Source organism: Cupriavidus sp. 22TCCZM01-5 (genome assembly GCF_057798915.1).
Genome location: NZ_JBYOJR010000049.1, coordinates 1 through 24,318 on the forward strand (window position 1 = coordinate 1; position 24,318 = coordinate 24,318).

Here is a 24,318-nt window from a genome sequence, read left to right on the forward strand (position 1 = left end):
CAGCAGGGACCACGGACAGTTTCGGGGCTCGTTCAATCAGCGCTCTAATCCTGCCCACGGACGTGCACCACGCGGCAGGCAGCCAGGCACACTCTGAAGTTCATACCCGTACAACACCCGCAGCACACTACGATCAATATTCGCCCGCTAGGGCAAGTAAACGCGCTTTTTGGTTACTTTTTGTCGCTCGGACAAAAAGTGACTCGCCGGCTACGCCGGCGAAACAGCGGCGCCTGCCAAGCACAATAAGCCAAGATCCTTAATGTCCGACCTGCTCGCCAACCTAAACGCCGAACAACTCGCCGCCGTCACCCTGCCTGACGAGCCGGCCCTGATCCTGGCCGGCGCGGGCAGCGGCAAGACGCGCGTGCTGACCACCCGCATTGCCTGGCTGATCCAGAACGGACGGGTATCCCCGGCGGGCATCCTGGCGGTGACCTTCACCAACAAGGCCGCCAAGGAAATGCAGACGCGCCTGTCGTCGATGCTGCCGATCAACACGCGCGGCATGTGGATCGGCACCTTCCACGGCCTGTGCAACCGCATGCTGCGCGCGCATTTCCGCGATGCCGGCTTGCCGCAGACCTTTGCCATCCTCGATACCCAGGACCAGCTTTCGGCGATCAAGCGGCTGCTGAAGGCGCTCAATGTCGACGACGAGAAGTACCCGGCCAAGAATCTCCAGTACTTCATCAACAACGCCAAGGAGCAGGGCCTGCGTCCGGCCGACGTGGAGGCCAACGACGACTTCAACCGCCGCTTCGTCGACCTGTACGCCGCCTACGACGAGCAGTGCCAGCGCGAGGGCGTGGTGGACTTTGCCGAGCTGCTGCTGCGCTGCTACGAGCTGCTGCGCTACAACGACGCCATCCGCCAGCATTACCAGCACCGCTTCCGCCATGTGCTGGTGGACGAGTTCCAGGACACCAACGTGCTGCAGTACCAGTGGCTCAAGCTGCTGGCCGGCTATGGCACGCAGAACCCGGCCGCGGTGTTCGCCGTGGGCGACGACGACCAGAGCATCTACGCGTTCCGCGGCGCGAACGTCGGCAATATGCGCGACTTCGAGCATGAGTTCCGCGTGCGCAAGCTGATCAAGCTCGAGCAGAACTACCGCTCGCACGGCCATATCCTCGATTCGGCCAACCACCTGATCTCGCACAACGCGCGCCGCCTGGGCAAGAACCTGCGCACCGATGCCGGCCACGGCGAGCCGGTGCGCGTGTTCCAGGCCGGCTCGGACGGGCAGGAGGCGTCGTGGATGATCGAGGAGATCCGCGACCAGATCGCACAGGGCATGAGCCGCTCGGAGATCGCGATCCTGTACCGCAGCAATGCGCAGTCGCGCGTGATCGAACACGCGCTGTTCTCGGCCGGCATCGCCTACCGCGTGTACGGCGGCCTGCGCTTCTTCGAGCGCGCCGAAATCAAGCACGCGCTGGCCTACCTGCAACTGCTGGAGAACCCGCGCAACGATGCCGCCTTCGGCCGCGTGGTGAACTTCCCGGCGCGCGGCATCGGCGCGCGCTCGCTGGAGCAATTGCAGGATGCCGCGCGCCAGTACAACTGCTCGCTGGCCGAAGCCGTGGCCTATGTGCCGGGCGCGGCGGGCAGCAAGCTGGCGGCGTTCGTCCGGCTGATCGAGCAGATGCGCGCCGAAACGCGCCGCATGACGCTGGCCGAGGTGGTCGAGCATGTGACCAACGCCAGCGGCTTGATCACGCATTACCGCGGCGAAAAGGAAGGCCAGGACCGCATCGAGAACTTGCAGGAACTGGTGACCGCGGCGCAGGCCTTTGTCGTGGAAGAGGGCTATGGGCTGGAAGCACTGGCCGCGGTGATCCCGGTCGGCTTCGAGTCGCGCGCCGCGCAGGCCGTGCCGCAGCTTGCCGACGGCGACCAGGCCCAGCAGGTGCTGGACCCGGAAGCGCTGCCGGTGGTGATGACGCCGCTGGTGGCGTTCCTCACGCACGCCTCGCTGGAGGCCGGCGACAATCAGGCCCAGGCCGGCCAGGACGCGGTGCAGATGATGACCGTGCACGCTGCCAAGGGCCTGGAGTTCAACGTGGTGTTCATCACCGGGCTGGAAGAGGGGCTGTTCCCGCACGAGAACAGCGCCATGGAACTGGACGGGCTCGAGGAAGAGCGCCGCCTGATGTACGTGGCGATCACGCGTGCGCGCGAGCGGCTCTACCTGTCCTTTGCGCAAAGCCGCGTGCTGCATGGCCAGATGCGCTACCACGTGCGCTCGCGCTTCTTCGAGGAACTGCCCGAGGAAGCGCTGAAATGGCTCACGCCGCAGCAGCAGAGCTACGGCGGCGTCCGCCGGCAGGAGCGCGACAGCGCGTGGGGCCGCGACTGGTTCCGCAAGCCGGAGGATGTCCCGTATTCCGGCAACAAGCCTACCGGCGGCATGGACACCGGCAACGGCTATGCCGATGCCAAGCGCGAAGCCGGCACGGGTTTCCGCGTCGGCCAGCAGGTGTTCCACAACAAGTTCGGTGAAGGCGTGATCAAGGCGCTGGAAGGAGAGGGCGCGGATGCCCGCGCCCAGATCGAGTTCAAGCGCCACGGCGCCAAGTGGCTGGCGCTGGCAGTGGCGAAGCTCGATCCGATCAACTGAGCGGGTCCGACTTCGCGTGACGCATCAGGGGAAGGCCGGCCGGACTTCGGCGGTCTTTTCCTCGGGCGTGTCCACGGTTTTCAGCGGGTTGATGAACAGCGAAGCCACCGCGCCCACGCCTAGCAACGCCGCCGAGATCATGAAGGGCAGGTTGTAGCTGCCTGTGGCCTCGATCAGGTAGCCGAACACCACCGGCGAGATCATGCCGGCCAGCCCGAAGCCCGTGTTCATCATGCCGCCCGCGGTGCCGGCGTACTTGCCGGCAATGTCGAGCGGCAGGCTCCACAGCACGGCGTTGGTCAGCTCCAGGAAGAAGAACGACAGCGACAGCAGGATCACCGCGTTCACGGCGTCGGCCGTGTAGGTCATCGGCACGATGAACATCAGCGAGCCGGCCAGGCCCGCGAACAGGATCGCGCCGCGCGCCAGGCGCAGGTTGCCGGTGCGCTTGTAGATGCGGTCCGACAGCACGCCGCCGAGCGTGTCGCCGACCACGCCCGCCATCAGCGGCAGCGCCGTGAACAGTGCGAGCTGCTTCAGGTCGAAGCCGCGCGCTTCCTTCAGGTATGACGGCAGCCAGGTCAGGTAGACCCACAGCGACCAGCCGTAGCAGAAGTCCACGAACGTCACCAGCCACATGCGCCGGAACAGGCGCCGCCACGGCGTGGCCGCCTTGGCCGAACGCTGGCATTCGCCGCGCCGGTAGCCGATCTCCTGCAGCTCCTGCGGCGTCACGCGCCTGTGCTCGTCAGGTGAGTCCTTGAACACGCCGGCGTAGAGCAGGGTCCAGCCGAGGCTGACCGCGCCGAGTACGATAAACGCCTCGCGCCAGCCGGCGGTGGCCACGATGGCCAGCACGATCGGCGGCGTGATCGCGCCGCCGAGCCGTGCAAAGCTGTGCGTGATGCCCTGCGCGAAGCCACGCTCGGCTACCGGCATCCAGTACGTGAACGCGCGCGTCGCAGTCGGGAATGCGCCGCCTTCGCCGATGCCCAGCACGAAGCGCAGCACCACCAGCATCATCACGCTGCCGGCGAAGCCGGTCAGCACGGTGGCCACGCCCCAGATCAGGGACAGCACGATCAGCACTTTCTTGGGCCCGAACTTGTCGGAGAGCCAGCCGCCGAGGATCTGCATGGCGGCATACGGATAAGCAAAGGCGGAGAACACCAGGCCGAGCTGCGAAGACGTCAATCCCATCTCTTCGCGGATCAGCGGGGCGGCGACCGAAATGTTGACGCGGTCGATATAGGCGATGAAATACATCAGGCACATGACGCCGAGGATCATATGCCGGGTCTTGATGCGTTGCTTCATACCACCTCCTGTGCGCGGCTGGCGCGCGTGGCGTTGACGGGGCGGCCGCCCGGCGCATGGTCCATCGCCATGCGCATGCGGCCGGCCAGGGCACGGCGTCAGCCGTGCTGCCCCGTCCTTGAGCAATCTGCTGTCTGTCGGGTTACCGGATAAGTCTTGTCTCCTGTTCCGGTGCGAGGGCGGTCGATGGTCTCCTTGGCGATGGTTGCGGACCGGTAGGCCGCAACGCGGCTGTCCCGGGGAATCGGGAATCCAGGCGTTCAGGCGGGGTCGAGCAGCTTGAGCCGCTGCACTTTTCCTGACGGGCCGCGCGGCAGCTCGGCAATGAAGCGGAACTCCTTCGGCGTCTTGTAGCGGCCCAGTTCGCGCAGGCAGTGCGCGCGCAGTGACGCGTCATCGCAGGGAGCGGCATCTCGCATGACGACGAAGGCGACGATCTCCTGCCCATAGGCCGGGTCGGGCACGCCGACCGCTGCCGCTTCAAGCACCGCGGGGTGCCGCAGCAGCGCCTCGTCGATCTCGCGCGGGGCGATGTTTTCGCCGCCCTTGATGATCAGTTCCTTGGCGCGCCCGGTGATGTAGAAGTAGCCGTCGACATCGCGGTAGCCGAGATCGCCCGTGCGCAGCCAGCCGTCGTGCGTAAAGGCGTCGCGCGTGATCTCGGGCGCCTTGTAGTAGCCCGCCATCACGTTCTCGCCCTGCAGCACGATCTCGCCGATCTGCCCGTCGGGCAGTGGCGTGCCGTCACGCGCGAGCACGCGCGCACGCGTTCCGGAGGGCCGGCCGATGCTGCCAATGCGCCGTTGTTCCGGATCCAGTGGATTGCTGAAGGCGGGCGCGGCGGTCTCGGTCATGCCCATGGTCTCGATCACGCCGATGCCGAAGCGATCCTCGAATGCACGGTGGTGCTCGGGCGGCAGCGCGGCCGACGCCGAGCGGCAGAAGCGGACGCCTTGCGGCGCCTTGCCGTCCGGATCATTGAGCAGGTAGGCGATGATGGTCGGCACCACGTTGAGCCAGGTGCAGCCGTGGCGCGTGATGTCGCTCCAGAACGAGCTTGCCGAGAAACGCGTCGGCATCACGACCGATCCGCCGTGGACCAGTGGCGCGATCGCGGTCACGACGAGACCGTTGATGTGATAGAGCGGCAGCGTGGCCAGCACCCGGTCGCCCGGGCCAAGCGCATGCTCGCGGCTAACGTTGGCGCCGTTGGTGGCCAGGTTGTGGTGCGTGAGCAGTACGCCCTTGGGCGTGCCTGTCGTGCCCGAGGTGTACATCAGCAGCGCGGGTGCATGCGGCTCCGGGGGCGGCAGTGCGCATGCATGCTTTCTCACGGCGGGCAGCGCCGGGAGGTCCGTGGCATCGGGGCCGGTGACCACCACCGGCACATCGAGGCCGCCTTCGCGCAATGCCTCGCGGATCGCGGCCTCGCCGCCTGGCCACGTGAAGACGAGCCGCGTGTCCGAATGCGACAGGATGTAGCGCAGCTGCGCCGGCTGGCACAGCAGGTTGATCGGATTGACGACGAGCCCGCACGCCATGGTGCCGAGCAGCAGGCGCGCGGTCTGTTCGCCGTTGGGCAGGTAGACCGACACCGTCTGTCCGCTTTCCAGGCCCGCAGCCGCATAGCGTTCGCCAAGTATGTCAGCGTCGGTGGCGAGCGCGCCGAACGTGAGTGCATGGCCGCTGTCGGGCGCCAGCAGATAGGGCCGGTCGGGCCATTGCGCGGCGCGCGCGGCCATCAGCGTGGCCAGGCTCTCGAAGGCTTGGGGTTCCACGCGCGCATTCATTTGCCGACCCTCGCAAAGTAGTCGCCGAGCAGTTCGGCTTCATCGGGCACGCACTCGGCGATGGGCACCGCAATGCGCGTGATGTTCAGGTACTGGCGCCAGCCGAGGTTGTCGGAGAAGTTGTTGCCGCCCCACGTGCCGCAACCCATCGACAGCGAGAACGGCAGGCCGTTGTCGAAATTCCCGCCCGTGGCGAAGCAGTGCGCCTGGTTGACGATCACGCGCGCCACGGGCAGTTCCATGCCGAGCTGGAGCGCCTGGCGCGGGTTGGCCGTATGCAGACTGACGGAGTGGCCGGCGCCCATGTAGTCATAGAGGCGCGACACGCATTCGACCGCAGCCGGAAGATCGGCGGCGCGGTACAGCGTCAGCACCGGCGAGAGCTTTTCGCCGGAAAACGGGAAGTCGCCGCCCACGCCGGTTTCCTCGACCAGCAGCATGGTCGGTTGCTGGTCGCGCACGCGTTCGAGCCCGGCAAGCTCGGCAATGCGCCGTGCGCTCTGGCCGGTGGCCTGTCCGGCCAGCTTGCCGTCTTGCCACATCAGCGCCTGCAGCCGCGCCTTCTCCGTCGACGTGAGCAGCACGCCGCCCACCGCGGCCAGCGCCTTGAGCATGGGTTTGTAGACGGCGTCGAGCACGACCAGGCTGTTCTCCGAGGAACAGCTCGTGGCGTTGTCGAAGGTCTTGGAGCGCACGATCTTCGCGGCGGCGTCGTCCAGCGCCGCGCTGCTGTCGATGATCGACGCCACGTTGCCGGCGCCGACGCCGAACGCCGGCGTACCGCTGGTGTAGGCCATGCGCACATTGGCCTGCGAGCCCGTGGCGACCACCAGGTCGGCCTGCCGCATCAGTTCCGCCGTGGCCGCCTTCGAGACCGGCGTGGGCAGCATCTGCACGAGGTCGGCGGGCAGGCCGGCGCGCGCGAACTCGGCGTGGATGAACGACAGCAGCAGCTCGCACGTGCCCTGGCCCTTCGGCGATGGCGCGACGATCACGCTGTTGCCGCACTTGAGCGCGTTGAGGATCTTGTTGGCCGGCGTCGCCGCCGGGTTGGTGGAAGGCGTGATCGCCGCCACCACGCCTACGGGACGCGCGATCTCGGTGATGCCGGTCTCCGGATCCTGGGAGATCACTCCCGCCGTCTTGCGGCCGTGCAGGTCGCGCAACAGCCCGAGCGTCTTGCGGTAGTTCTTGCGGATCTTGTCCTCGACATTGCCGAGCCCGGTGTCGGCCACGGCGCATTGCGCAAGCTGCCGGTTGCGCGCGGGCTCCATGATGGCCCACGCGGCCGCGGCCACGGCTGTGTCGATGGTGGCCTGGTCGGCCCGCGCGAACTCGCGCTGCGCCTGCCTGGCCCGCGCCACGATCGCGGCGACGGTCTGCGCCGTCTGGTCGGGGCCGGAAGGTGCCCCTTGGGGCAAATCGGGATTGTTGGACTGCCGGTGACGCAGTATTTGCACACTCATGGATCGACTCCGCGGTTTGGACGTCGGGGTCGCGCGGCTTGTCGCGTGGCTCGCTACGCGGCGAATGGCGCTGGCCCCGGATCGAATCTAGTGAAGCCGGCGGGGCAGCTCGTCCCAATTTGTGCGCTTTTGCGGGCGCCGCAGGGAGGCGAATTGCGGAACGCAGTTTTCGGGACGTCAGGGCGTCCCGGAATCCTATAAATTGAATCCATGAGCAATCACTCGAACGCCGCCGCGGTGCGCGCCTTCCGCATTCTCGAGATCCTGTCGACGGCAGAGGGGCCGCTGTCGCTGGCGGCGATCGTGCAGGAGATCGGGCTGCCGAAGCAGACCGTGCACCGGCTGCTCAAGCAGCTCGAAAGCACGTGGCTGGTGTCTCGCACCGCCGGCAGCCGGTACTACGAGTGCTCGTCACGTGTGCGGCAGTTCGCGGTCAATGTGCTGATGCAGGCGGGGCCGGCGGCGGCGCGCCACGCGATCCTGCAGCAGCTCGTCGACAAGGTCGGCGAGACCTGCAACCTGACCATGCTGTCCGGCGACGATGTGGTCTATCTCGATCGCGTGGAAACGCAATGGCCGCTGCGGATGCACCTGCAGCCGGGGTCGCGCGTGCCCTTGCATTGCTCGGCCAGCGGCAAGCTGCTGCTGGCGTTCCTGCCCTGCGCGCAGCGCGAGAGGCTGATTGCCAGCCTGCCGCTGCGGGCGCAGTCGGCGAACACCATCACGGATATCGACGTACTGCGCTCAGAGCTCGCGGAGACCCGCCGTCGCCGGCTGGGCGTCAATAACCAGGAAAACCTGCAGGGGATGATCGCCGTGGCGGTGCCGGTCATGCTCAACCGCAATCGGGCTTGCGCCGCGATTGCCGTGCAGGCGCCGCTGGCGCGGATGTCGATGGAGCGGTTGTATGAATTCGTGCCGGATCTGAGAGGGGCGGCGGAGCAGATGGGGAGGACGTTTTGTGAGTGAGGGGGCGGGGGCGTTATTCGGTGCCCGCCAGGCATGAGACCCCCCAACATCACTCACATAGAACGCTTCCCATCTCCCGGGCCGCCCTCTCCAACACGGGTGCCGCCCGCATCAATGCCTCGAGCGGCTTGCGCGCCGTAGGCGCATGGCACGCGATCGCCGCGACGACACGCCCCGAGCCGTCGCCGCCGGCGGCGGCTGCCGGCTCCCGCACTGGCACGGCCACCGCACACATCCCCCGCACGAACTCCTCGTTATCCACGCCAATTCCGCGTGAGCGCACGCGCTCGAGCTCGGCTTCGAGCAGCAAGGGGTCGGAGATCGTCCGCGGTGTGTTGGCCGTAAGAGGCAGGTACTTGAGCGTCCGCTGCCGCTCCAGCCGGTTCATCGCCGACAGGAACAGCTTCCCGCTCGCCGTGCAATGCAACGGTACATGCACGCCAGGCGAGAGCTGCAGCCGCAGCGGTTCATGGGTTTCCACCCGCTCGATATAGAGCACCTGGTCGCCATGCAGTGCCGTGAGGTTGCAGGTCTCGCCAAGCGCGGCGACCACGGAGCCAAGGATGGCGCGGCACTCGCGCAGCACCGGCGGGCTCTTGAGCGTCTGCAGCGCCAGCCCCACGGCGCGCGGGCCGGGAACGAAGCCGCGCTCGGGCGGCAACTGGGTGACAAAGCCGGCGCGTTCCATGGCGCCGAGCAGCCGCATCAGCGTGGCCTTCGGTACGCGCAGGCGCTGGGTGAGCTGCGACAGCGTCTGGGGATGCTGCGCACACGCCAGGCTTTCCAGCACCACCAGCACGCGCAGCGCGCGGGCCTCGTCGTCTGCGGGTTCTCCCTCTGCTGCACTGCACTTCTGAAACGGAAATGCCACGTTCTGTTTCATTTCGGGCGCCCTCTGTCGATTTCACTTTCCCAGTCGCGGTTGTCCGTCAAAACTCCAGAAATCGGAACAAGACGTTTCATTATAAGAGCGCCGCTGGCCGCGTCCAGCCGGTGAAACCAGGAGACAGCGACTATGTCGCAGAGCGTTGACTACATCGTCGTGGGCGCCGGCTCGGCCGGCTGCGTGCTTGCCAACCGGCTCAGCGAGGACGGCAAGCACACAGTCTGCCTGCTGGAGGCAGGGCCGCCCGACAGCTATCCGTGGATCCACATCCCGATCGGCTACGGCAAGACCATGTTCCACAAGGAGGTGAACTGGGGCTTCTACACCGATCCGGACCCCAATATGCTCGACCGGCGCATCTACTGGCCCCGGGGCCGCACGCTCGGCGGCAGCAGCGCCATCAATGGACTGATCTATGTGCGCGGCCAGCGCGAGGACTACGACCGCTGGGAGGCCCAGGGCAATCCGGGATGGAGTTGGGACGACTGCCTGCCGTACTTCCGCAAGCTCGAGAATAACGACCGTGGCGCGGGGCCGACGCGCGGCACCGAAGGGCCACTCAATGCAACCTCGATCGACCGGCCGCATCCGCTGGTGGATGCATTTATCGGCGCCGGGCAGGCGCTCGGGGTACCGCGCAAGGTTGACTTCAACAGCGGTGACCAGGAGGGCGTGGGCTACTACCAACTGACCACGCGCAAGGGCTGGCGTTGCTCGACGGCGGTGGCGTACCTGCGGCCGGCACGTTCGCGGCCGAACCTGCGCGTCGAGACGGGCGCGCATACCACCGCCATCCTGTTTGAAGGCAAGCGCGCCGTGGGCGTGCGCTACGTGAAGGACGGCCAGCCGTTCATCGTGCGTGCCACGCGCGAGGTGGTGCTGTGCGCGGGCGCGCTGCAGTCGCCGCAACTGCTGCAGTTGTCCGGCGTCGGGCCGGCGCCGCTGTTGCAAGAGATGGGCATCCCCGTGGTGCACGCGTTGCCGGGCGTCGGCGAGAACCTGCAGGACCATCTGCAGATCCGGCTGATCTATGAAGTGGCGCGGCCCATCACGACCAACGACCAGTTGCGCTCGCTATGGGGCAAGGCGCGCATGGGGCTGGAATGGCTGCTGCGCCGCAGGGGGCCGCTGGCGGTCGGCATCAACCAGGGCGCCATGTTCTGCCGCGTGCTGCCGCAGGAGAGCGCCACGCCGGATACGCAGTTCCACTTCGCCACCCTGTCCGCGGACATGGCGGGTGGCAGCGTCCATCCGTTTTCGGGCTGCACCTATTCGGTGTGCCAGTTGCGGCCCGAGTCGCGCGGCGCGGTGCGCATCCGCTCGACCGATCCGTTCGAGGCGCCGTCGATCCAGCCCAATTACCTGTCGACCGACCTGGATCGCCGCAGTGCCATCGCTGCCGTCAGGTTCGCGCGCAAGGTCGCGCAGACCGAGCCGATGCGCGCCCTGATGAAGCGCGAGTTCCGCCCCGGCGACGACGTGCGCACCGATGACGAAATCCTGCACTTCTGCCGCGAGTACGGCGCCACGATCTTCCATCCGTCAGGCACGGCAAAGATGGGACCGGGCAGCGATCCGCAGGCGGTGGTGGATGCGCGGCTGCGCGTGCATGGCGTGGCGGGCCTGCGCGTGGTTGATTGCTCGGTGATGCCGACACTGGTGTCGGGCAACACCAACGTGCCCGTCGTGATGATGGCCGAACGCGCGGCGGACTTCATTCGGGAAGACGCGCAGAAGGAGCGGACCAGTGCAACCGTGGCGGGTATCGCGCCGGTGGCGCTGGCTGCATGAACAGGACAACAGGCAGCACATCAGGGGCCATGTCCCACCTCGCGTATGGATAGCTTTTTCCGGCACCCGCCATGCCCTGTTGCCTGGCGGGTGCCGGTTGGCAGTACCACCCGGCGCACACAACAAACATACAGCCGCCGTCCGCACGACAAAAGGAGACAAGCATGACAGGTACCAACGAACGCGCCGTCCGCAAGGTCGTGGCGGCGTCATTGATCGGCGCCACCATTGAGTGGTATGACTTCTTCCTCTACGGCGTTGTCGCCGGCATCGTCTTCAACAAGCTCTACTTTCCAGCAAGCGATCCGCTGGTCGCCACCATGCTGGCCTACACCACGTTCGCCGTTGGCTTCGTCACGCGCCCGCTCGGCGGCGTGATCTTCGGCCACTTCGGTGACCGCATCGGGCGCAAGAGCATGCTGGTGATCACGCTGATGATCATGGGTGTCTCGACGTTCCTGATCGGGCTGGTGCCGACTTACGACAGCATCGGCATCTGGGCGCCGGTCCTTCTGTTGCTGCTACGCGTGCTGCAGGGCATCGGCCTGGGTGGCGAATGGGGTGGGGCGGTGCTGATGGCCTACGAGTACGCGCCCCCGGGCCGGAAGGGCTTCTATGCCTCGCTGCCGCAGATCGGCCTGTCGATCGGCCTGTGCCTGGCATCGGGCGTGGTGGCGCTACTGTCGCTGACGCTGACCGATGCGCAGTTCCTGGCCTGGGGCTGGCGCGTGGCCTTCCTGGTCTCGGCGGCGATGGTGTTCGTCGGCATGTATATCCGCCTGAACGTCAAGGAAACGCCGGAGTTCGCCGCAGTCAAGCAGCGCAACGCCGAGACCCGTATTCCGTTCGTCGACATGATCCAGCGCTATCCCGGCAACATCCTCAAGGGCATGGGCGCGCGCTACATCGACGGCGTGTTCTTCAATATCTTCGGGGTGTTCTCGATCGGCTACCTGACCCAGACCCTGCAGCTTTCGCGCACGCAGGCACTGATCGGCGTGATGGCGGCGGCGATCGTGATGTGCGTGTTCATCCCGTTCTTCGGCAGCCTGTCCGATCGCATCGGCCGCACGCGCGTGTACTTCTGGGGGTCGCTGCTGACCGCGTTTTCCTCGTTCCCGGCGTTCTGGCTCATGCTCAACAGCGGGCACAGCACGCTGCTGGTGTGGGTGTCGATCGTGGTGCCGTTCGGCATTCTCTATGCCGCGGTGTACGGTCCGGAAGCGGCGCTGTTCTGCGAGCTGTTCGACGCGAAGGTCCGCTACACGGGGATCTCGTTCGTCTACCAGTTCTCGGGCATCTTCGCCTCGGGGATCACGCCGATCATTGCGACGGCGCTGCTCAAGACCGGCGGGGGCCAGCCGTGGCAGATCTGCGCCTACGTGGCTTTCGCGGGGGTGGTGTCGGCGTTGTCGGCGGCCTGGATCGGCCGGGATGCGCGTGTTGGCGCGTCGCGCCAGCAGGACGGGGTGTTGACGACCTGGCCGTGAGGCAAGGGGGCTTGTTGTCAATTGCATAAGGCCGGCGTTGCGCCGGCCTTTGTCGTGGCAGCTCAGGTCGGCGTAGCCTCTTCCGCAGGGACGATATTGAAGCAGCCGCGGTAGGTCGCATAGAACGAGCAGTACAGGATGGCGAGCATCAGCAGCGAATACGGCGTGACCAGGAACGACAGCACGGTCTCGGCGCCGAACGCGCTGAAGAGGGTTTCCAGGAAGAACGGGATCGCCACCAGCAGCACGGCAAACAGCAGCACGTAGGTGAAGAAGGCTCCGCGGTTGCGCCAGCACGCGGTCCAGCTGAAGAACATCGCCTTGACGGGGGGCACGCCATGCCAGGCGGCGAGCAGCGGGGCGAACCAGAACATCATGGCGATCGGCGTGTAGAGCAGCGCGCCGATCAGCAGTGCGTAGTAGAGCTGACGCACGGCCTCGGCCGTCAGCGTCTCTTCCTTCAGCAGGATCGGCAGCAGCGCGCTCATGTCCACCAGCGCGCCCGCGATCAGGCTCAGCAAGAACACCAGCGCGGCATAGATCCCGCCCAGCACCAGCAGGTTGCGCGTGGCTTCCTTGCCGTTGGTGCGGAATCCGGCTAGCAGCACGGTGGGCAGCACGCGCTTGTTCTGGATGACTTCGCGGCAGGCCGTCATGATGCCGACCGACAGGCCGGGCGTCACCACCAGCAGCGCGATGATGCCGATCAGCGGCACCACGATGGCCAGTTGCGCCGCGATCAGGTAGATGAACAGCAGCATCAGGAACGCAAGCGGATTCTTGCGGAACAGCCAGATGCCCTGGCGGAACCAGACGTAGCCTTCCTTGGCGGGGACTTCCAGTAGTTGCATACCAGTCAGATCCAGGCGAGCGCGGCGGCGTCGGCCGTCATGGCAAGGCGCCGGCGCAGGATGCGTTCGAAATGGGTCGGGTCATGCGGCTGGAGCATGTCGGCTTCGCGCGGAAGGTAGAAATCCCACAGGCGCGATACCCAGAAGCGCAGCGCGCCCGCGCGCAGCATGTCGCGCCAGTGCGCGGCTTCGGTGGCGGTGAGCGGCCGAACCGCATGATAGGCCCGCACCAGTGCCTGTGCCCGGACATTGTCCAGCTCGCCGGTGGCCAGGTCGATGCACCAGTCGTTGACGGTCACGGCGAGGTCGAACAGCCACTTGTCGTTGCCGGCGAAATAGAAATCGAAGAAACCGCCGAGGCGGTGGTGACCCTTGCCGTCTTCCTCGAACAGCGCGTTGTCGCGGAACAGGTCGCAGTGACACGGGCCGCCCTGCATGGCCGCATAGTCGGCGCTGCCAAAGAAGGCCGCCTGGTGCGCGATTTCCTGCTGCAGCAACGTGCGTTGCTGCGCGTCGAGGAACGGCACGATCTCCGCCTCGGTCTGTTGCCACCACGGCAGGCTGCGCAGGTTGGGCTGGCTGCGCGGATAGTCCTGGCCGGCCACGTGCATGCGCGCGAGCATGTCGCCGACCTGCGCGCAGTGCTCGGCATCAGGCTTGAGCTGGGACGCGCCCGGCAGGCGCGTGACGATGGTCGCGGGCTTGCCCTTGAGCGCGCGCAGGATCTCGCCGTCGCGCGCCGGGATCGGCGCGGGCACGGTGATGCCGCGCGCGGCCAGGTGCGCCATCAGGTGCAGGTAATAGGGCAGCTGGTCGAACGTGAGCCGCTCGAAGATGGTCAGCACGTACTCGTGCGTGCGGCCATCCTGCTCCGTGGTCAGAAAGAAGTTGCTGTTCTCGATGCCGGAGGCGATGCCGCGCAATGCGCGGACTTCGCCAAGGTCGTAGTCAAGCAGCCAGCGGGCGATCTCGTCCTGCGAGACCGTGGTGAATACGGCCATACTTGTCGTGTGATGCGAAACGGAAAGCGGCGGCACACAGGTGCCGCCGCCGCGGCAAGACTGCCGGAGGACCGGCGCGGCCCAGGTTCGCCCGGGCCGTGGGTAGTCGGAATCAGAACGTCAGATTGACCGAAGGCACGCGATTGACGTCATGCTCGCGGATCTTGGGCGAGCTGTCCTCCGGCTTGCTCATCTGGTACTTGGTGCCGAACCCGGACTTGACCTGGATATCGGTGGCGCGGCCCTTGTCGCGGTATTCGCGCACCTGCGTGCCATCGCGCTCGTTGAGCTGGAAGCTCGGCTGGCGCGGCTGGTTGATCTGCGTCTGGGCGGCCGGCGCGATCGGCTGGCTGTTGATCCGGTTCAGTTCCTGCTGCGTCAGGGCGTTGCTTTCCTCGGCGGGCTGCGCCAGGGCTACGCCGGGCAACACCAGCGCCAGCACCGCGGCGGCCAGGGCCAGGCGCGGTGTCCGGGAGGTGGCTGCCGCTGTGCTTGCAGGCTCGGCGGACCGGAGTGAGGGGGAGTTCATCAGGGGGCTCCTGTGTCGCAAAGCGGTCGATACGGCACGCTGTGCGGCGGAATGCGGCGTTGGCTCGGGCGTTGGCTCGGCGTTGGCTGCTTCCCGGCGGCGCCGGGATTGGCAAGCTGATAGCTCCTATTCTAGCAATTCCTGCCGTGAACGGGCCGCTGCCGTGGCCTGTGGGGCACCCCGGCAACGCCGCAACGGGGGCCTATGCGCCAGTGACGCCGGCCTCCCTTGCGCCCGGTTTAGTCTTACAGGTAGAACATTTCTTCCTTGGGCGGAATCGGCTTGTCGCCGCCGCGCTGCTCGTAGTACTCATAGACCGCTTCCAGCACTTCATGCGGCTCGTCGACGATCTTCATCAGGTCGAGGTCGTGCTCGGCAATCAGGCCCATCGGCAGCAGCGTGAAGCGGAACCAGTCCAGCAGGCCCTTCCAGAAGCGGCTGCCGAACATCACCACGGGCACGGAACGGGACTTGCCGGTCTGTACCAGCGTCAGCACCTCGGCGAGTTCATCGAGCGTGCCGAAACCGCCCGGCATGACGATGAAGGCATCGGAGTTCTTGACGAAGGTGACCTTGCGCGTGAAGAAATGGCGGAACCGCATGGCAATGTCCTGGTACGGATTGCCCTGCTGTTCGTGCGGCAGTTCGATATTCAGGCCGACGCTGGCCGACTTGCCGGCGTGCGCGCCCTTGTTGGCCGCTTCCATGATGCCGGGGCCGCCGCCGGAGATCACCGCAAAGCCGGCATCCGAGAACAGCCGCGCGATTTCGATGGTGCGCTGGTAGTAAGGCGAGTCCTCGCGCAGGCGCGCGCTGCCGTAGATCGAGACCGCCGGCCGGATCTCCGACAGGTACTCGGTGGCCTCGATGAACTCTGCCATAATCGTGAACATTTGCCACGAGGCGCGCGCCTTCTTCGCGGTTGCGCGGTCTTCGTCGGCCAGCGCACGCAGGCTGGGAATCATCTTGCGCGGATTGGCACGCGACGCGGCGCCATCCGCGGCCGGCTGCGCGGGGTTGCCAGCGGCGGCGGCATCGGCCGCGCGGGCGACCGCAGCCGCGTGTTCGGAAGCAGCTTCCGGCGGGGGTTGTACGGTATCGCCGGAGATATCGGAAACATCCGGGTCGGCAAGGGGGGCGGTCGAAGCACCGCCTGCTGCAGCACCAGTCAATTTAGAGTCCATGGGAATGTCGGATAGTCCAAAAACACTCTTGCTCGTCGATGGATCGAGCTATTTGTATCGCGCTTATCACGCGCTGCCGGACCTGAGGAATGGTGAGGGTCTGCCCACAGGGGCAATCTACGGCATGATCAACATGCTGCGCAAGCTGCGCAACGATTACCCGGCAGAGTATAGCGCCTGCGTGTTCGACGCCAAGGGCAAGACCTTCCGCGACGAACTGTATCCGGCGTACAAGGAGCACCGTCCGTCGATGCCGGAAGACCTGGCGCGCCAGATCGAGCCGATCCATGAAGCCGTGCGTGCGCTGGGCTGGCCCATCGTCGTGGTGGAAGGCGTCGAGGCCGACGACGTGATCGGCACCCTGGCCAGGCAGGCCGGCGAGCAGGGCGTGCGCACGGTGGTGTCCACCGGCGACAAGGACCTCGCGCAGCTCGTCAATGACCACGTCACGCTGGTCAATACCATGAGCGGCGAAGTGCTCGACCCGCCCGGCGTGAACAACAAGTTCGGCGTGCCGCCCGAGCGCATCGTCGACTATCTGTCGCTGATCGGCGACGCGGTCGACAACGTGCCCGGCGTGCCCAAGGTGGGACCCAAGACCGCGGTGAAATGGCTGACCGAACATGGCACGCTTGACGCCATCATGGCCAACGCCGACGGCATCAAGGGCGTGGTTGGCGAGAACCTGCGCAATACGCTCGACTGGCTGCCGAAGGCGCGCGAGCTGGTCACGGTCAAGACCGACTGCGACCTCGCCGATGCCGTGGCGGACTTCCATGCGCTCAGGGAAGTCGGCGAGGACAAGGAGAAGCTGGTGGCCTTCTTCTCGCGCTATGGCTTCAAGACCTGGCTGCGCGAGCTGACCGGCGAAAGCCTGCCCGATGCGCGCGCGCAGGCACGCGCCCGTGCCGCAGCCGCGCCCGCGCAGGGCGGCCTGTTCGATGCGCCGGCCACGCCTTCGGCGTCGGCCACTGAAGTGGCACAGGCGCAGGACGATACCGCGCCGAGCGAGATCCGCTACGAGATGGTGATCACCGACGCCGGCTTCGAAGCGTGGATGCAGCGCATCGAAAGCGCGCCGCTGACGGCGATCGACACCGAGACCACCTCGCTCGATCCGATGCGGGCGCAACTGGTCGGCATCTCGCTGTCCGTGGAGCCGGGCGAGGCCTGCTATATCCCGGTGGGACACCGCGGCCCGGATGTCGCCGGGATGGACAATCACGGCCAGCTTTCGCGCGATGCGGTGCTGGCGCGCATGCGTGCGTGGCTCGAGGACGAGAGCAAGCCCAAGCTCGGCCAGAACATCAAGTACGACATGCACGTATTTGCCAACCACGGCGTGACCTTGCGCGGCATCGCGCAGGACACCATGCTCGAGAGCTACGTGCTGGCTTCGCACCGCAACCACGGCATGGACAGCCTGGCCGAGCGCCTGCTGAACCTGAAGACCATCACCTACGAGGAGGTCTGCGGCAAGGGCGCGAGCCAGATCGGCTTCGACCAGATCGACCTCGCGCGCGCGACCGAGTACGCGGCCGAGGACGCCGACGTGACGCTGCGCCTGCACCGCAAGATGTTCCCCGAGGTGCAGGCCGCGCCGGGCCTGCGCCACGTGTACGACGAGATCGAGATCCCGGTGTCGGTGGTGCTGCAGAAGATCGAACGCAACGGCGTGCTGATCGATGCCGAGCGGCTCGCTGCGCAGAGCGCCGACCTGGGCCAGCGCATGCTCGCGCTCGAGCAGGCCGCGTACGACGCGGCGGGGCAGCCGTTCAACCTGGGCTCGCCCAAGCAGATCGGCGAGATCCTGTTCAACCAGATGAAGCTGCCGGTGGTCAAGAAGACCGCGAGCGGCGCGCCGTCGACCGACGAAGAGGTGCTGCAGAAGCTGGCCGAGGACTATCCGCTGCCCAAGCTGCTGCTCGACTACCGCGGCCTGGCCAAGCTCAAGTCCACCTACACGGACAAGCTGCCGAAGATGGTCAACCCGCACACCGGCCGCGTGCATACCAGCTACGGACAGGCCACAGCGGTGACAGGCCGGCTGGCGTCGACGGACCCGAACCTGCAGAACATCCCCGTGCGCACGGAGGAAGGGCGGCGCATCCGCGAAGCGTTCATCGCGCCGCCGGGCAGCGTGATCGTGTCGGCCGACTACTCGCAGATCGAGCTGCGCATCATGGCCCATATCTCGGGCGACGAGAACCTGCTGCGCGCGTTTGCCAATGGCGAGGACATCCACCGCGCCACCGCGGCGGAGATCTTCGGCGTGGAGCGCGAGGCCGTCAGCAGCGAGCAGCGCCGCTATGCCAAGGTGATCAACTTCGGCCTGATCTACGGCATGAGCGCGTTCGGGCTGGCCAGCAACCTTGGCATCGAGCGCGAGGCGGCCAAGCACTATATCGACCGCTACTTCATGCGCTACCCGGGCGTCGCGCAGTATATGGAGGACACGCGCCAGACCGCGCGCGAACAGGGCTACGTCGAGACCGTGTTCGGCCGGCGCCTGTGGCTGCCGGACATCAACGGCGGCAGCGGCCCGCGCCGCCAGGCGGCCGAGCGCGCGGCCATCAACGCGCCCATGCAGGGCACCGCGGCAGACCTGATCAAGTTGTCGATGATCGCGGTGCAGGGCTGGCTGGAACGCGACCGGTTGCAGACGCGCCAGATCATGCAGGTGCATGATGAACTGGTGCTCGAAGTGCCGCAGGACGAACTGGAAGTGGTCAAGGTCAGGCTGCCCGAACTGATGTGTTCGGTGGCGCAGTTGCGTGTGCCGCTGGTTGCGGAAGTCGGCACCGGCGCGAACTGGGAAGAAGCGCACTGAGCGCGCACTGAGACCGCGTTGCGCACGCAATAGAGATACGGCCGGGAGTACCCGGCCGTATTCATTTGCATGCCCTTGAAGCCGTGGAAATACGACACCCGATGTATCGAATGAAGCGACTGCTGAATCGGTAAATGCCGTCTTGCCTGTTCTGCTGCAATGCAGCAGACTGGGGGCAAATGCCAAATGGCCAGCGTTTCTCAGCAATAAAAGCATCGGGTAGACCATGACAACAGGAGCAGACGGCAGGGCGCATCGCATTATTGTGGTAGGGGGCGGGGCAGGTGGACTGGAGCTGGTGACGCGGCTGGGCGACAAGCTCGGCAAGAAGGGCGTTGCCGAAGTGGTGCTCGTGGACCGCTTGCCCACGCATATCTGGAAACCGCTGCTGCATGAAGTTGCCGCGGGCAGCATGGATCCCAACACACACCAGCTCGAATATGCGGCGCAGGCGCGCTGGCACCACTTCGAGTTCCAGCAGGGCGAGCTGACCGGTATCGATCGCACGCGCAAGACGATCTCGCTCGCCTCGTGCCTGGACCAGGACGGCGCGGAACTGCTGCCGGCGCGGGAACTGGCGTACGACACGTTGGTGCTGGCGATTGGCTGCGTGACGCACTTCTTTGGCGTGCCAGGCGCGGCCGAGCATGCGATCGCGCTCGATACCGTCGCGCAGGCCGAGCGCTTCCGCCGCCGGCTGATCGCGGCCTGCGTGCGCGCGCAGAATGGGCGCGGGCGCGTCGGTGACGACGGCCGGTCGCGCGTGGACGTGGCCATCATCGGCGCCGGCGCGACCGGCGTCGAGCTTTCGGCCGAGCTGCGCAATACCGCGCACGTGCTCAATGCCTACGGCCTGCACCAGCTCGATCCGCGCCGCGATGTGCGCATCCATGTGATCGAGGCTGGGCCGCGCATCCTGCCGGCGCTGTCCGAACGGGTTTCGGCCGAGACCACCAAGCTGCTGCGCAAGCTCGACGTCGACGTCTTCACCAGTGAGCGTGTGACCGAGGTGACGACGGAGGCGGTCCTGACCGCGAGCGGCAAGCGCATCGACGCCGACCTGACCGTGTGGGCGGCGGGCATCACCGCGCCGCCGGTACTGGCCGCGCTGGGCCTGCCCGTCAGCCGGCAGGGCCAGATCCTGGTGCGCCCGACGTTGCAGAGCGAAGGCGATCCAGACATCTTCGCATTCGGCGATTGCGCGAGCTGCCCGTGGCCCGAAAAGCAGACCGCGGTGCCGCCGCGCGCCCAGGCCGCGCACCAGCAGGCCACCTTCCTGTTCGAGGCGCTGCGCGCGCGGCTGGCCGGCAAGCCGCTGCCGGAATTCGCCTTCAAGGATTTCGGCTCGCTGGTGTCGCTCGGGCATTTCAGCGCGGTCGGCAGCCTGATGGGCGGGCTGATCGGCGGCTCGATGTTTATCGAGGGACTGATGGCGCGCTTCATGTACACCTCGCTCTACCGCATGCACGTGCTGGCGCTGCATGGCGCGGTCGGCATGGGGCTGGATACGGTGACCCACTGGCTGCGCAGCAAGACCAGTCCGCGCGTGAAGCTCCACTGAGGCTCCACTGAAGCTCCACTGAGCGGCCCCCGCGTGAGGGCGGCTGCACGTGACGGCATGTTTGCTTAGAATCGGCGGTTGGCGTCCCGCGGGGCCTCCCCTGACGGGCGCCCAACCCGCAACGATCCTGGAGACATGCATGCTGAAACCCGAAGTGGAGAGCCTGGTACCCGGACAGGCGTTCAATCGCCGCGGCTTCGTCAAGACTGCGCTGGGCTCCGCGTTCGCGGCGGCCGCGCTGCCGGCGATGGCACAGGCGATCAAGACCGACTTCGCGGGCCTGACCGCCGGCGAAGTGACGATTCCTTCGGGCGGTTTCAGCATGCCCGCCTACCGCGCCCAGCCCGAGGGCAAGACGAAGCTGCCGGTGGTGCTGGTGGTCAGCGAAATCTTCGGCGTGCATGAGCATATCGCCGACGTCTGCCGCCGCTTCGCCAAGCTCGGCTACCTGGCCATTGCGCCGGAACTGTTTGCGCGCCAGGGCGACCCGCAGAGCTTCGGCACCATCCAGGAACTGCAGGCCAACCTGATTTCCAGAGTGCCGGACGCGCAGGTCATGGGCGACCTGGACGCCGCCACGGCCTGGGCCGGCGCCAACGGCGGCGACCTGTCGCGGCTCGCCATCACGGGCTTCTGCTGGGGCGGCCGCATCACGTGGCTGTACGCCACGCACAATGAGAAGCTCAAGGCCGCCGTGGCCTGGTACGGGCAACTGACCGGCCAGCCCACGCCGCTGAAGCCGAAGAACCCGCTGGACCTGGTGGCCGCGCTCGACGCGCCGGTACTCGGCCTGTACGGCGGCAAGGACACCGGCATCACGCAGGACCAGGTGGAGACGATGAGGGCAGCGCTGGCTGCGTCGCCCGATCCGGATGCCAGGGCGTCGAAAATCATCGTCTACCCGGAGTCCGGCCACGCCTTCAATGCCGATTACCGGCCCAGCTACCGCGAGGCGGATGCCAAGGACGGCTGGGCGAAGTGCCTGGACTGGTTGCGCCAGCACGGCGTCGCCTGATCAGGTCCGGCGCGCCCGGGCCGGCCAAGGATTGCAAAATCGGCGCCGGAATACGTACAATGCGGCCTTCCAGTTGTTGCAACATTGTTGCGTTTGCCATCCGCCTAGCGCCGGGCGGATGCGGCACGGCCGCCCCGGGAGCCCATCATCCACTCGACCCTTCTGTATATCCTGCTCGCCGCCACCATTTCCGGCGTGGGCAGCATTTTCGGCGCGGCGCTGCTGTCGCTGACAATGGCCTCGCGCGTGGTCGAGCGCATGGTCAGCTTCTCGGTCGGCGTGCTGCTGGCGACGGCCTTGCTTCACTCGCTGCCGGAGGCATTCGAATCCGGCGCCGATCCTCGGGCACTGTTCGGCACGCTGCTGGCGGGCCTGCTGGGCTTCTTCCTGCTGGAAAAGATCTCGCTGCTGCGCCATTCGCACCACCATGAGGGCGACGGGCACCACCATCACCACGGGCACGACCGCGAGGAGGCCGGCCGCAGCGGCCTGACCATCCTGGTCGGCGACACCTTCCACAACTTTGCCGACGGCATCGTGATCGCGGCGGCCTTCCTGGCCGACCCGCATATTGGCCTCGTCACGGCGCTGGCAATTGCGGCGCACGAAATCCCGCAGGAAGTCGGGGACTTCATCGTGCTGCTCAACGCGGGGTTCTCGAAGTCGCGCGCGTTCGCCTTCAACCTGCTGTCGAGCGTCGCGGCCGTGGCTGGCGGGCTGGTGGGCTACTTCCTGCTCGATCAGATGAGCGGCTGGATCCCGTATGTGCTGGTGATCGCGTCGAGCAGTTTCCTGTACATCGCCGTCAGCGACCTGATGCCGCAGATGCAGCGCAAGCCGCGCTGGCGCGAGTCGGCCATCCAGGTGGTGCTGGTGGCCGCCGGCATCACGGCGATCGTCTTCATCACGAATGGTGTCCACGAGCACCATGCCCGTGGCGTCCACGGCTACGCCGCGCCGGCGGTGGCCGCCGACTGAGCGTTCAGGGCAGGCTCAACCCGCGACGCCCCTTGCAACGGGGCGGGCCGGATCGGCGCACCATTCGCTCCAGGAGCCCGGATACAGTGCGGCGCCTTCCAGGCCTGCAACTTCCAGCGCGAGCAGGTTGTGGCACGCGGTGACGCCGGAGCCACATTGCATCACGGCGTTTGTCGCCGCATACTGGCCCAGCACTGCCGCAAACTCGGCGCGCAGTTCGGCCGCCGGCTTGAACTGGCCTTCCGCTGTCAGGTTGTCCTTGAAGAAGCGGTTCGCTGCGCCGGGGATATGTCCGCCAACGGGGTCGAGCGTCTCGTTCTCGCCGCGGAAGCGGTCCGGCGCACGCGCATCCACGACCAGCCGCGTTGGCTGGTCCAGGTTTTCGAGCAGCGCGGCGGCGTCCACGATTGCGACCAGCGGCTCACCGCGCGCCAGATTGCCCGGTGTCTCGGGTTCGGGCGTCGCGCCATGTTCCAGCGGCAGTCCTGCCTTGACCCACGCGAGCTTGCCACCATCGAGCACGGTCACGGCGGCGTGGCCGATCCAGCGCAGCATCCACCACAGCCGGGCGGCGTACATGCCGCCCTGTGCGTCGTAGGCGACGACTTCGGTGTCGCGGTTCACGCCGAGCGCGCGCAGGCGGGCCGTGAAGGTATCGGGGTCGGGCAGGGGATGGCGGCCGTTGCTGCCGGTCTTCGGTCCCGACAGTTCATTGTCGAGATGCAGGTAGAACGCGCCGGGCAGATGGCCCTGGTGGTAGGCTTCGCGGCCGGCGGCTGGGTTGGCCAGGTCAAAGCTGCAATCGATGACGACGACGTGGCGCGCGGGCGTGGCCTGCAGGGCCTGCAGCGCGGCGACGGAGATCAGCGGGTTTGGCATGGGGCTCCTGAGCGATCGGTGTTCGGGAAAATGCTACACCTCCGGATGTACTTCCGCCTCGGGCGATTTGACCGGGGTGTCCGGCGTCGGCTTGTGTCCGGAATCCTGGCGCGCGCGGGCCAGCGTGGTGGCGATGCCGCTGGCGACGATCAGCCCCATGCCCAGCCACGAGATCCAGTTGAGCCGGTCCGACCAGATCAGCATGCCCCAAATGCTCGAGAACACGATGCCGGCGTACTGCAGGTTGGCGGTCAGCAGCGTATTGCCGCGCTTGTAGGCGCGCGTCATGGCGGTCTGGCCGAGCGTGGCCAGGATGCCGATGGCGACCAGCAGGGCCGCGCCGTGCCAGGTGTGCGCGCTGGGCCCGGAATACAGCATCCAGACCAGGCCGACTGCCAGGCCCACGGCCGAGAAGTAGAAGACGATGCGGTGCTCGGGCTCGCCAAGCTGTCCGAGCTGCCGGACCTCGACATAGGCCAGCGCGGTGAACATGCCGGAAATCAGGCCGACCAGGCCGCCCGTGAGCTGGTCTTTGCCCACCGAGGGCTGCAGCAGGAACAGGACCCCGGCGAACGACATCAGGATGGCCACGATCAGCTTCTTGTCGGCGTTGCCCGCCGTGCCCGCGAGCGCGGCACTGGCACCCAGGATCAGCGCGATCCACACCGGCGACATGTAGTTCAGCGTCATGGCCGTGGCCAGCGGTAGCAGGGTGATCGACGTGAACCACAGCAGCAGCGCGGTCACGCCAAACACGCTGCGCTTGACGTGCGTAAGCATGTGCGGCGTGCGCACCGAGACGCCCTGCGAGGCCATCAGCGCCCACATGATGCCGGCGCCGATCACGCTGCGATAGAAGACGATTTCGCCCGTGGTGTAGAACTCGGATGCCAGCTTGACGCCCACCCCCATCAACGAGAACGAGAAGGCGGCAAACAACATCCAGAGCGATTGCATGGCAAGGGGAGGAGGAGGCGGATCGAATGGCGCGCGAGCGGGGCTTCATGGTGCGGCGGCCCCGCGTCGCGAATCGGGGCGGTGAGGCAGTACAGCCCCACCGGGCAGCCATTGTAGCGTGCGTTGTGGCGCCGCCAACGCAAAACGGACCGCCTGGGCGGTCCGTTCTTGCTGGCCTTGTGCGGTAATCGCCCGCGGTTC

18 protein-coding genes are annotated in these 24,318 nt (G+C 66.8%); 8 read left to right on the forward strand and 10 right to left on the reverse strand.

The window, feature by feature from the left end; all coding sequences use genetic code 11:
- The first annotated feature begins 262 nt into the window (after positions 1–262).
- Entirely contained in the window at positions 263–2,623 is a 2,361-nt protein-coding gene (locus tag AC3FNH_RS30010) for a UvrD-helicase domain-containing protein (RefSeq protein ID WP_488722661.1), read from the forward strand.
- A gap of 24 nt (positions 2,624–2,647) precedes the next feature.
- Here AC3FNH_RS30010 and AC3FNH_RS30015 read toward each other — a convergent pair whose 3' ends face one another.
- The 3 genes from AC3FNH_RS30015 to sauS all read right to left on the reverse strand — a co-directional run bounded on the left by AC3FNH_RS30015 (position 2,648) and on the right by sauS (position 7,196).
- Entirely contained in the window at positions 2,648–3,940 is a 1,293-nt protein-coding gene (locus AC3FNH_RS30015) for an MFS transporter (protein ID WP_488722662.1), read from the reverse strand.
- A gap of 260 nt (positions 3,941–4,200) precedes the next feature.
- Entirely contained in the window at positions 4,201–5,730 is a 1,530-nt protein-coding gene (locus AC3FNH_RS30020; protein ID WP_488722663.1) for an acyl--CoA ligase, read from the reverse strand.
- The gene (gene sauS / locus AC3FNH_RS30025) at positions 5,727–7,196 is read right to left on the reverse strand and encodes an acylating sulfoacetaldehyde dehydrogenase (RefSeq protein ID WP_488722664.1); all 1,470 of its coding nucleotides are present in this window, start codon (positions 7,194–7,196) and stop codon (positions 5,727–5,729) included. The genes AC3FNH_RS30020 and sauS overlap by 4 nt, the downstream gene beginning before the upstream one ends.
- Positions 7,197–7,406: 210 nt before the next feature.
- Between sauS and AC3FNH_RS30030 the strand changes: the two genes are divergently transcribed.
- Positions 7,407–8,165: an IclR family transcriptional regulator gene (locus AC3FNH_RS30030; RefSeq protein WP_276098097.1), complete on the forward strand. Its 759-nt coding sequence runs from the start codon at positions 7,407–7,409 to the stop codon at positions 8,163–8,165.
- A 49-nt stretch (positions 8,166–8,214) separates the two neighbouring features.
- Here AC3FNH_RS30030 and AC3FNH_RS30035 read toward each other — a convergent pair whose 3' ends face one another.
- Positions 8,215–9,048 (reverse strand): IclR family transcriptional regulator, encoded by an 834-nt coding sequence (locus AC3FNH_RS30035; RefSeq protein WP_488722665.1) that lies wholly within the window; start codon positions 9,046–9,048, stop codon positions 8,215–8,217.
- Between the two features lie 132 nt (positions 9,049–9,180).
- On the opposite strand from AC3FNH_RS30035, the gene AC3FNH_RS30040 reads away from it, so the two are divergent.
- Positions 9,181–10,842, forward strand: a complete 1,662-nt coding sequence (locus AC3FNH_RS30040; RefSeq protein ID WP_276098095.1) for a GMC family oxidoreductase — start codon at positions 9,181–9,183, stop codon at positions 10,840–10,842.
- A 164-nt stretch (positions 10,843–11,006) separates the two neighbouring features.
- A complete protein-coding gene (locus tag AC3FNH_RS30045) occupies positions 11,007–12,332 on the forward strand; it encodes an MFS transporter (protein WP_276098094.1) in 1,326 nt (441 codons plus the stop codon).
- Between the two features lie 62 nt (positions 12,333–12,394).
- Here AC3FNH_RS30045 and AC3FNH_RS30050 read toward each other — a convergent pair whose 3' ends face one another.
- The 4 genes from AC3FNH_RS30050 to AC3FNH_RS30065 all read right to left on the reverse strand — a co-directional run bounded on the left by AC3FNH_RS30050 (position 12,395) and on the right by AC3FNH_RS30065 (position 15,897).
- Complete coding sequence (locus AC3FNH_RS30050) at positions 12,395–13,183, reverse strand: BPSS1780 family membrane protein (RefSeq protein WP_276098093.1); 789 nt, start codon at positions 13,181–13,183, stop codon at positions 12,395–12,397.
- Positions 13,184–13,188: 5 nt separating this feature from the next.
- A complete protein-coding gene (locus AC3FNH_RS30055) occupies positions 13,189–14,184 on the reverse strand; it encodes a homoserine kinase (RefSeq protein WP_276098092.1) in 996 nt (331 codons plus the stop codon).
- 112 nt (positions 14,185–14,296) lie between these two features.
- Complete coding sequence (locus AC3FNH_RS30060; RefSeq protein ID WP_276098091.1) at positions 14,297–14,713, reverse strand: hypothetical protein; 417 nt, start codon at positions 14,711–14,713, stop codon at positions 14,297–14,299.
- 245 nt (positions 14,714–14,958) lie between these two features.
- Positions 14,959–15,897, reverse strand: coding sequence for an LOG family protein (locus AC3FNH_RS30065; protein ID WP_276098090.1), 939 nt, complete (start codon positions 15,895–15,897; stop codon positions 14,959–14,961).
- A 4-nt stretch (positions 15,898–15,901) separates the two neighbouring features.
- On the opposite strand from AC3FNH_RS30065, the gene polA reads away from it, so the two are divergent.
- The 4 genes from polA to AC3FNH_RS30085 all read left to right on the forward strand — a co-directional run bounded on the left by polA (position 15,902) and on the right by AC3FNH_RS30085 (position 22,281).
- The gene (gene polA, locus AC3FNH_RS30070) at positions 15,902–18,727 is read left to right on the forward strand and encodes a DNA polymerase I (protein ID WP_488722666.1); all 2,826 of its coding nucleotides are present in this window, start codon (positions 15,902–15,904) and stop codon (positions 18,725–18,727) included.
- 226 nt (positions 18,728–18,953) lie between these two features.
- Complete coding sequence (locus AC3FNH_RS30075) at positions 18,954–20,288, forward strand: NAD(P)/FAD-dependent oxidoreductase (protein WP_488722667.1); 1,335 nt, start codon at positions 18,954–18,956, stop codon at positions 20,286–20,288.
- Between the two features lie 139 nt (positions 20,289–20,427).
- A complete protein-coding gene (locus AC3FNH_RS30080; protein ID WP_488722668.1) occupies positions 20,428–21,303 on the forward strand; it encodes a dienelactone hydrolase family protein in 876 nt (291 codons plus the stop codon).
- Between the two features lie 162 nt (positions 21,304–21,465).
- Positions 21,466–22,281, forward strand: a complete 816-nt coding sequence (locus AC3FNH_RS30085; protein WP_488722678.1) for a ZIP family metal transporter — start codon at positions 21,466–21,468, stop codon at positions 22,279–22,281.
- A gap of 15 nt (positions 22,282–22,296) precedes the next feature.
- Here the strand turns inward: AC3FNH_RS30085 and AC3FNH_RS30090 are convergent, their stop codons facing one another.
- Both AC3FNH_RS30090 and AC3FNH_RS30095 read right to left on the reverse strand, forming a co-directional pair.
- Complete coding sequence (locus AC3FNH_RS30090) at positions 22,297–23,160, reverse strand: sulfurtransferase (protein WP_488722669.1); 864 nt, start codon at positions 23,158–23,160, stop codon at positions 22,297–22,299.
- Between the two features lie 33 nt (positions 23,161–23,193).
- Positions 23,194–24,117 carry a DMT family transporter gene (locus AC3FNH_RS30095; protein ID WP_488722670.1) on the reverse strand — a complete coding sequence of 308 codons (924 nt, stop codon included), beginning with the start codon at positions 24,115–24,117 and terminating at the stop codon, positions 23,194–23,196.
- Between the last annotated feature and the right edge of the window lie 201 nt (positions 24,118–24,318).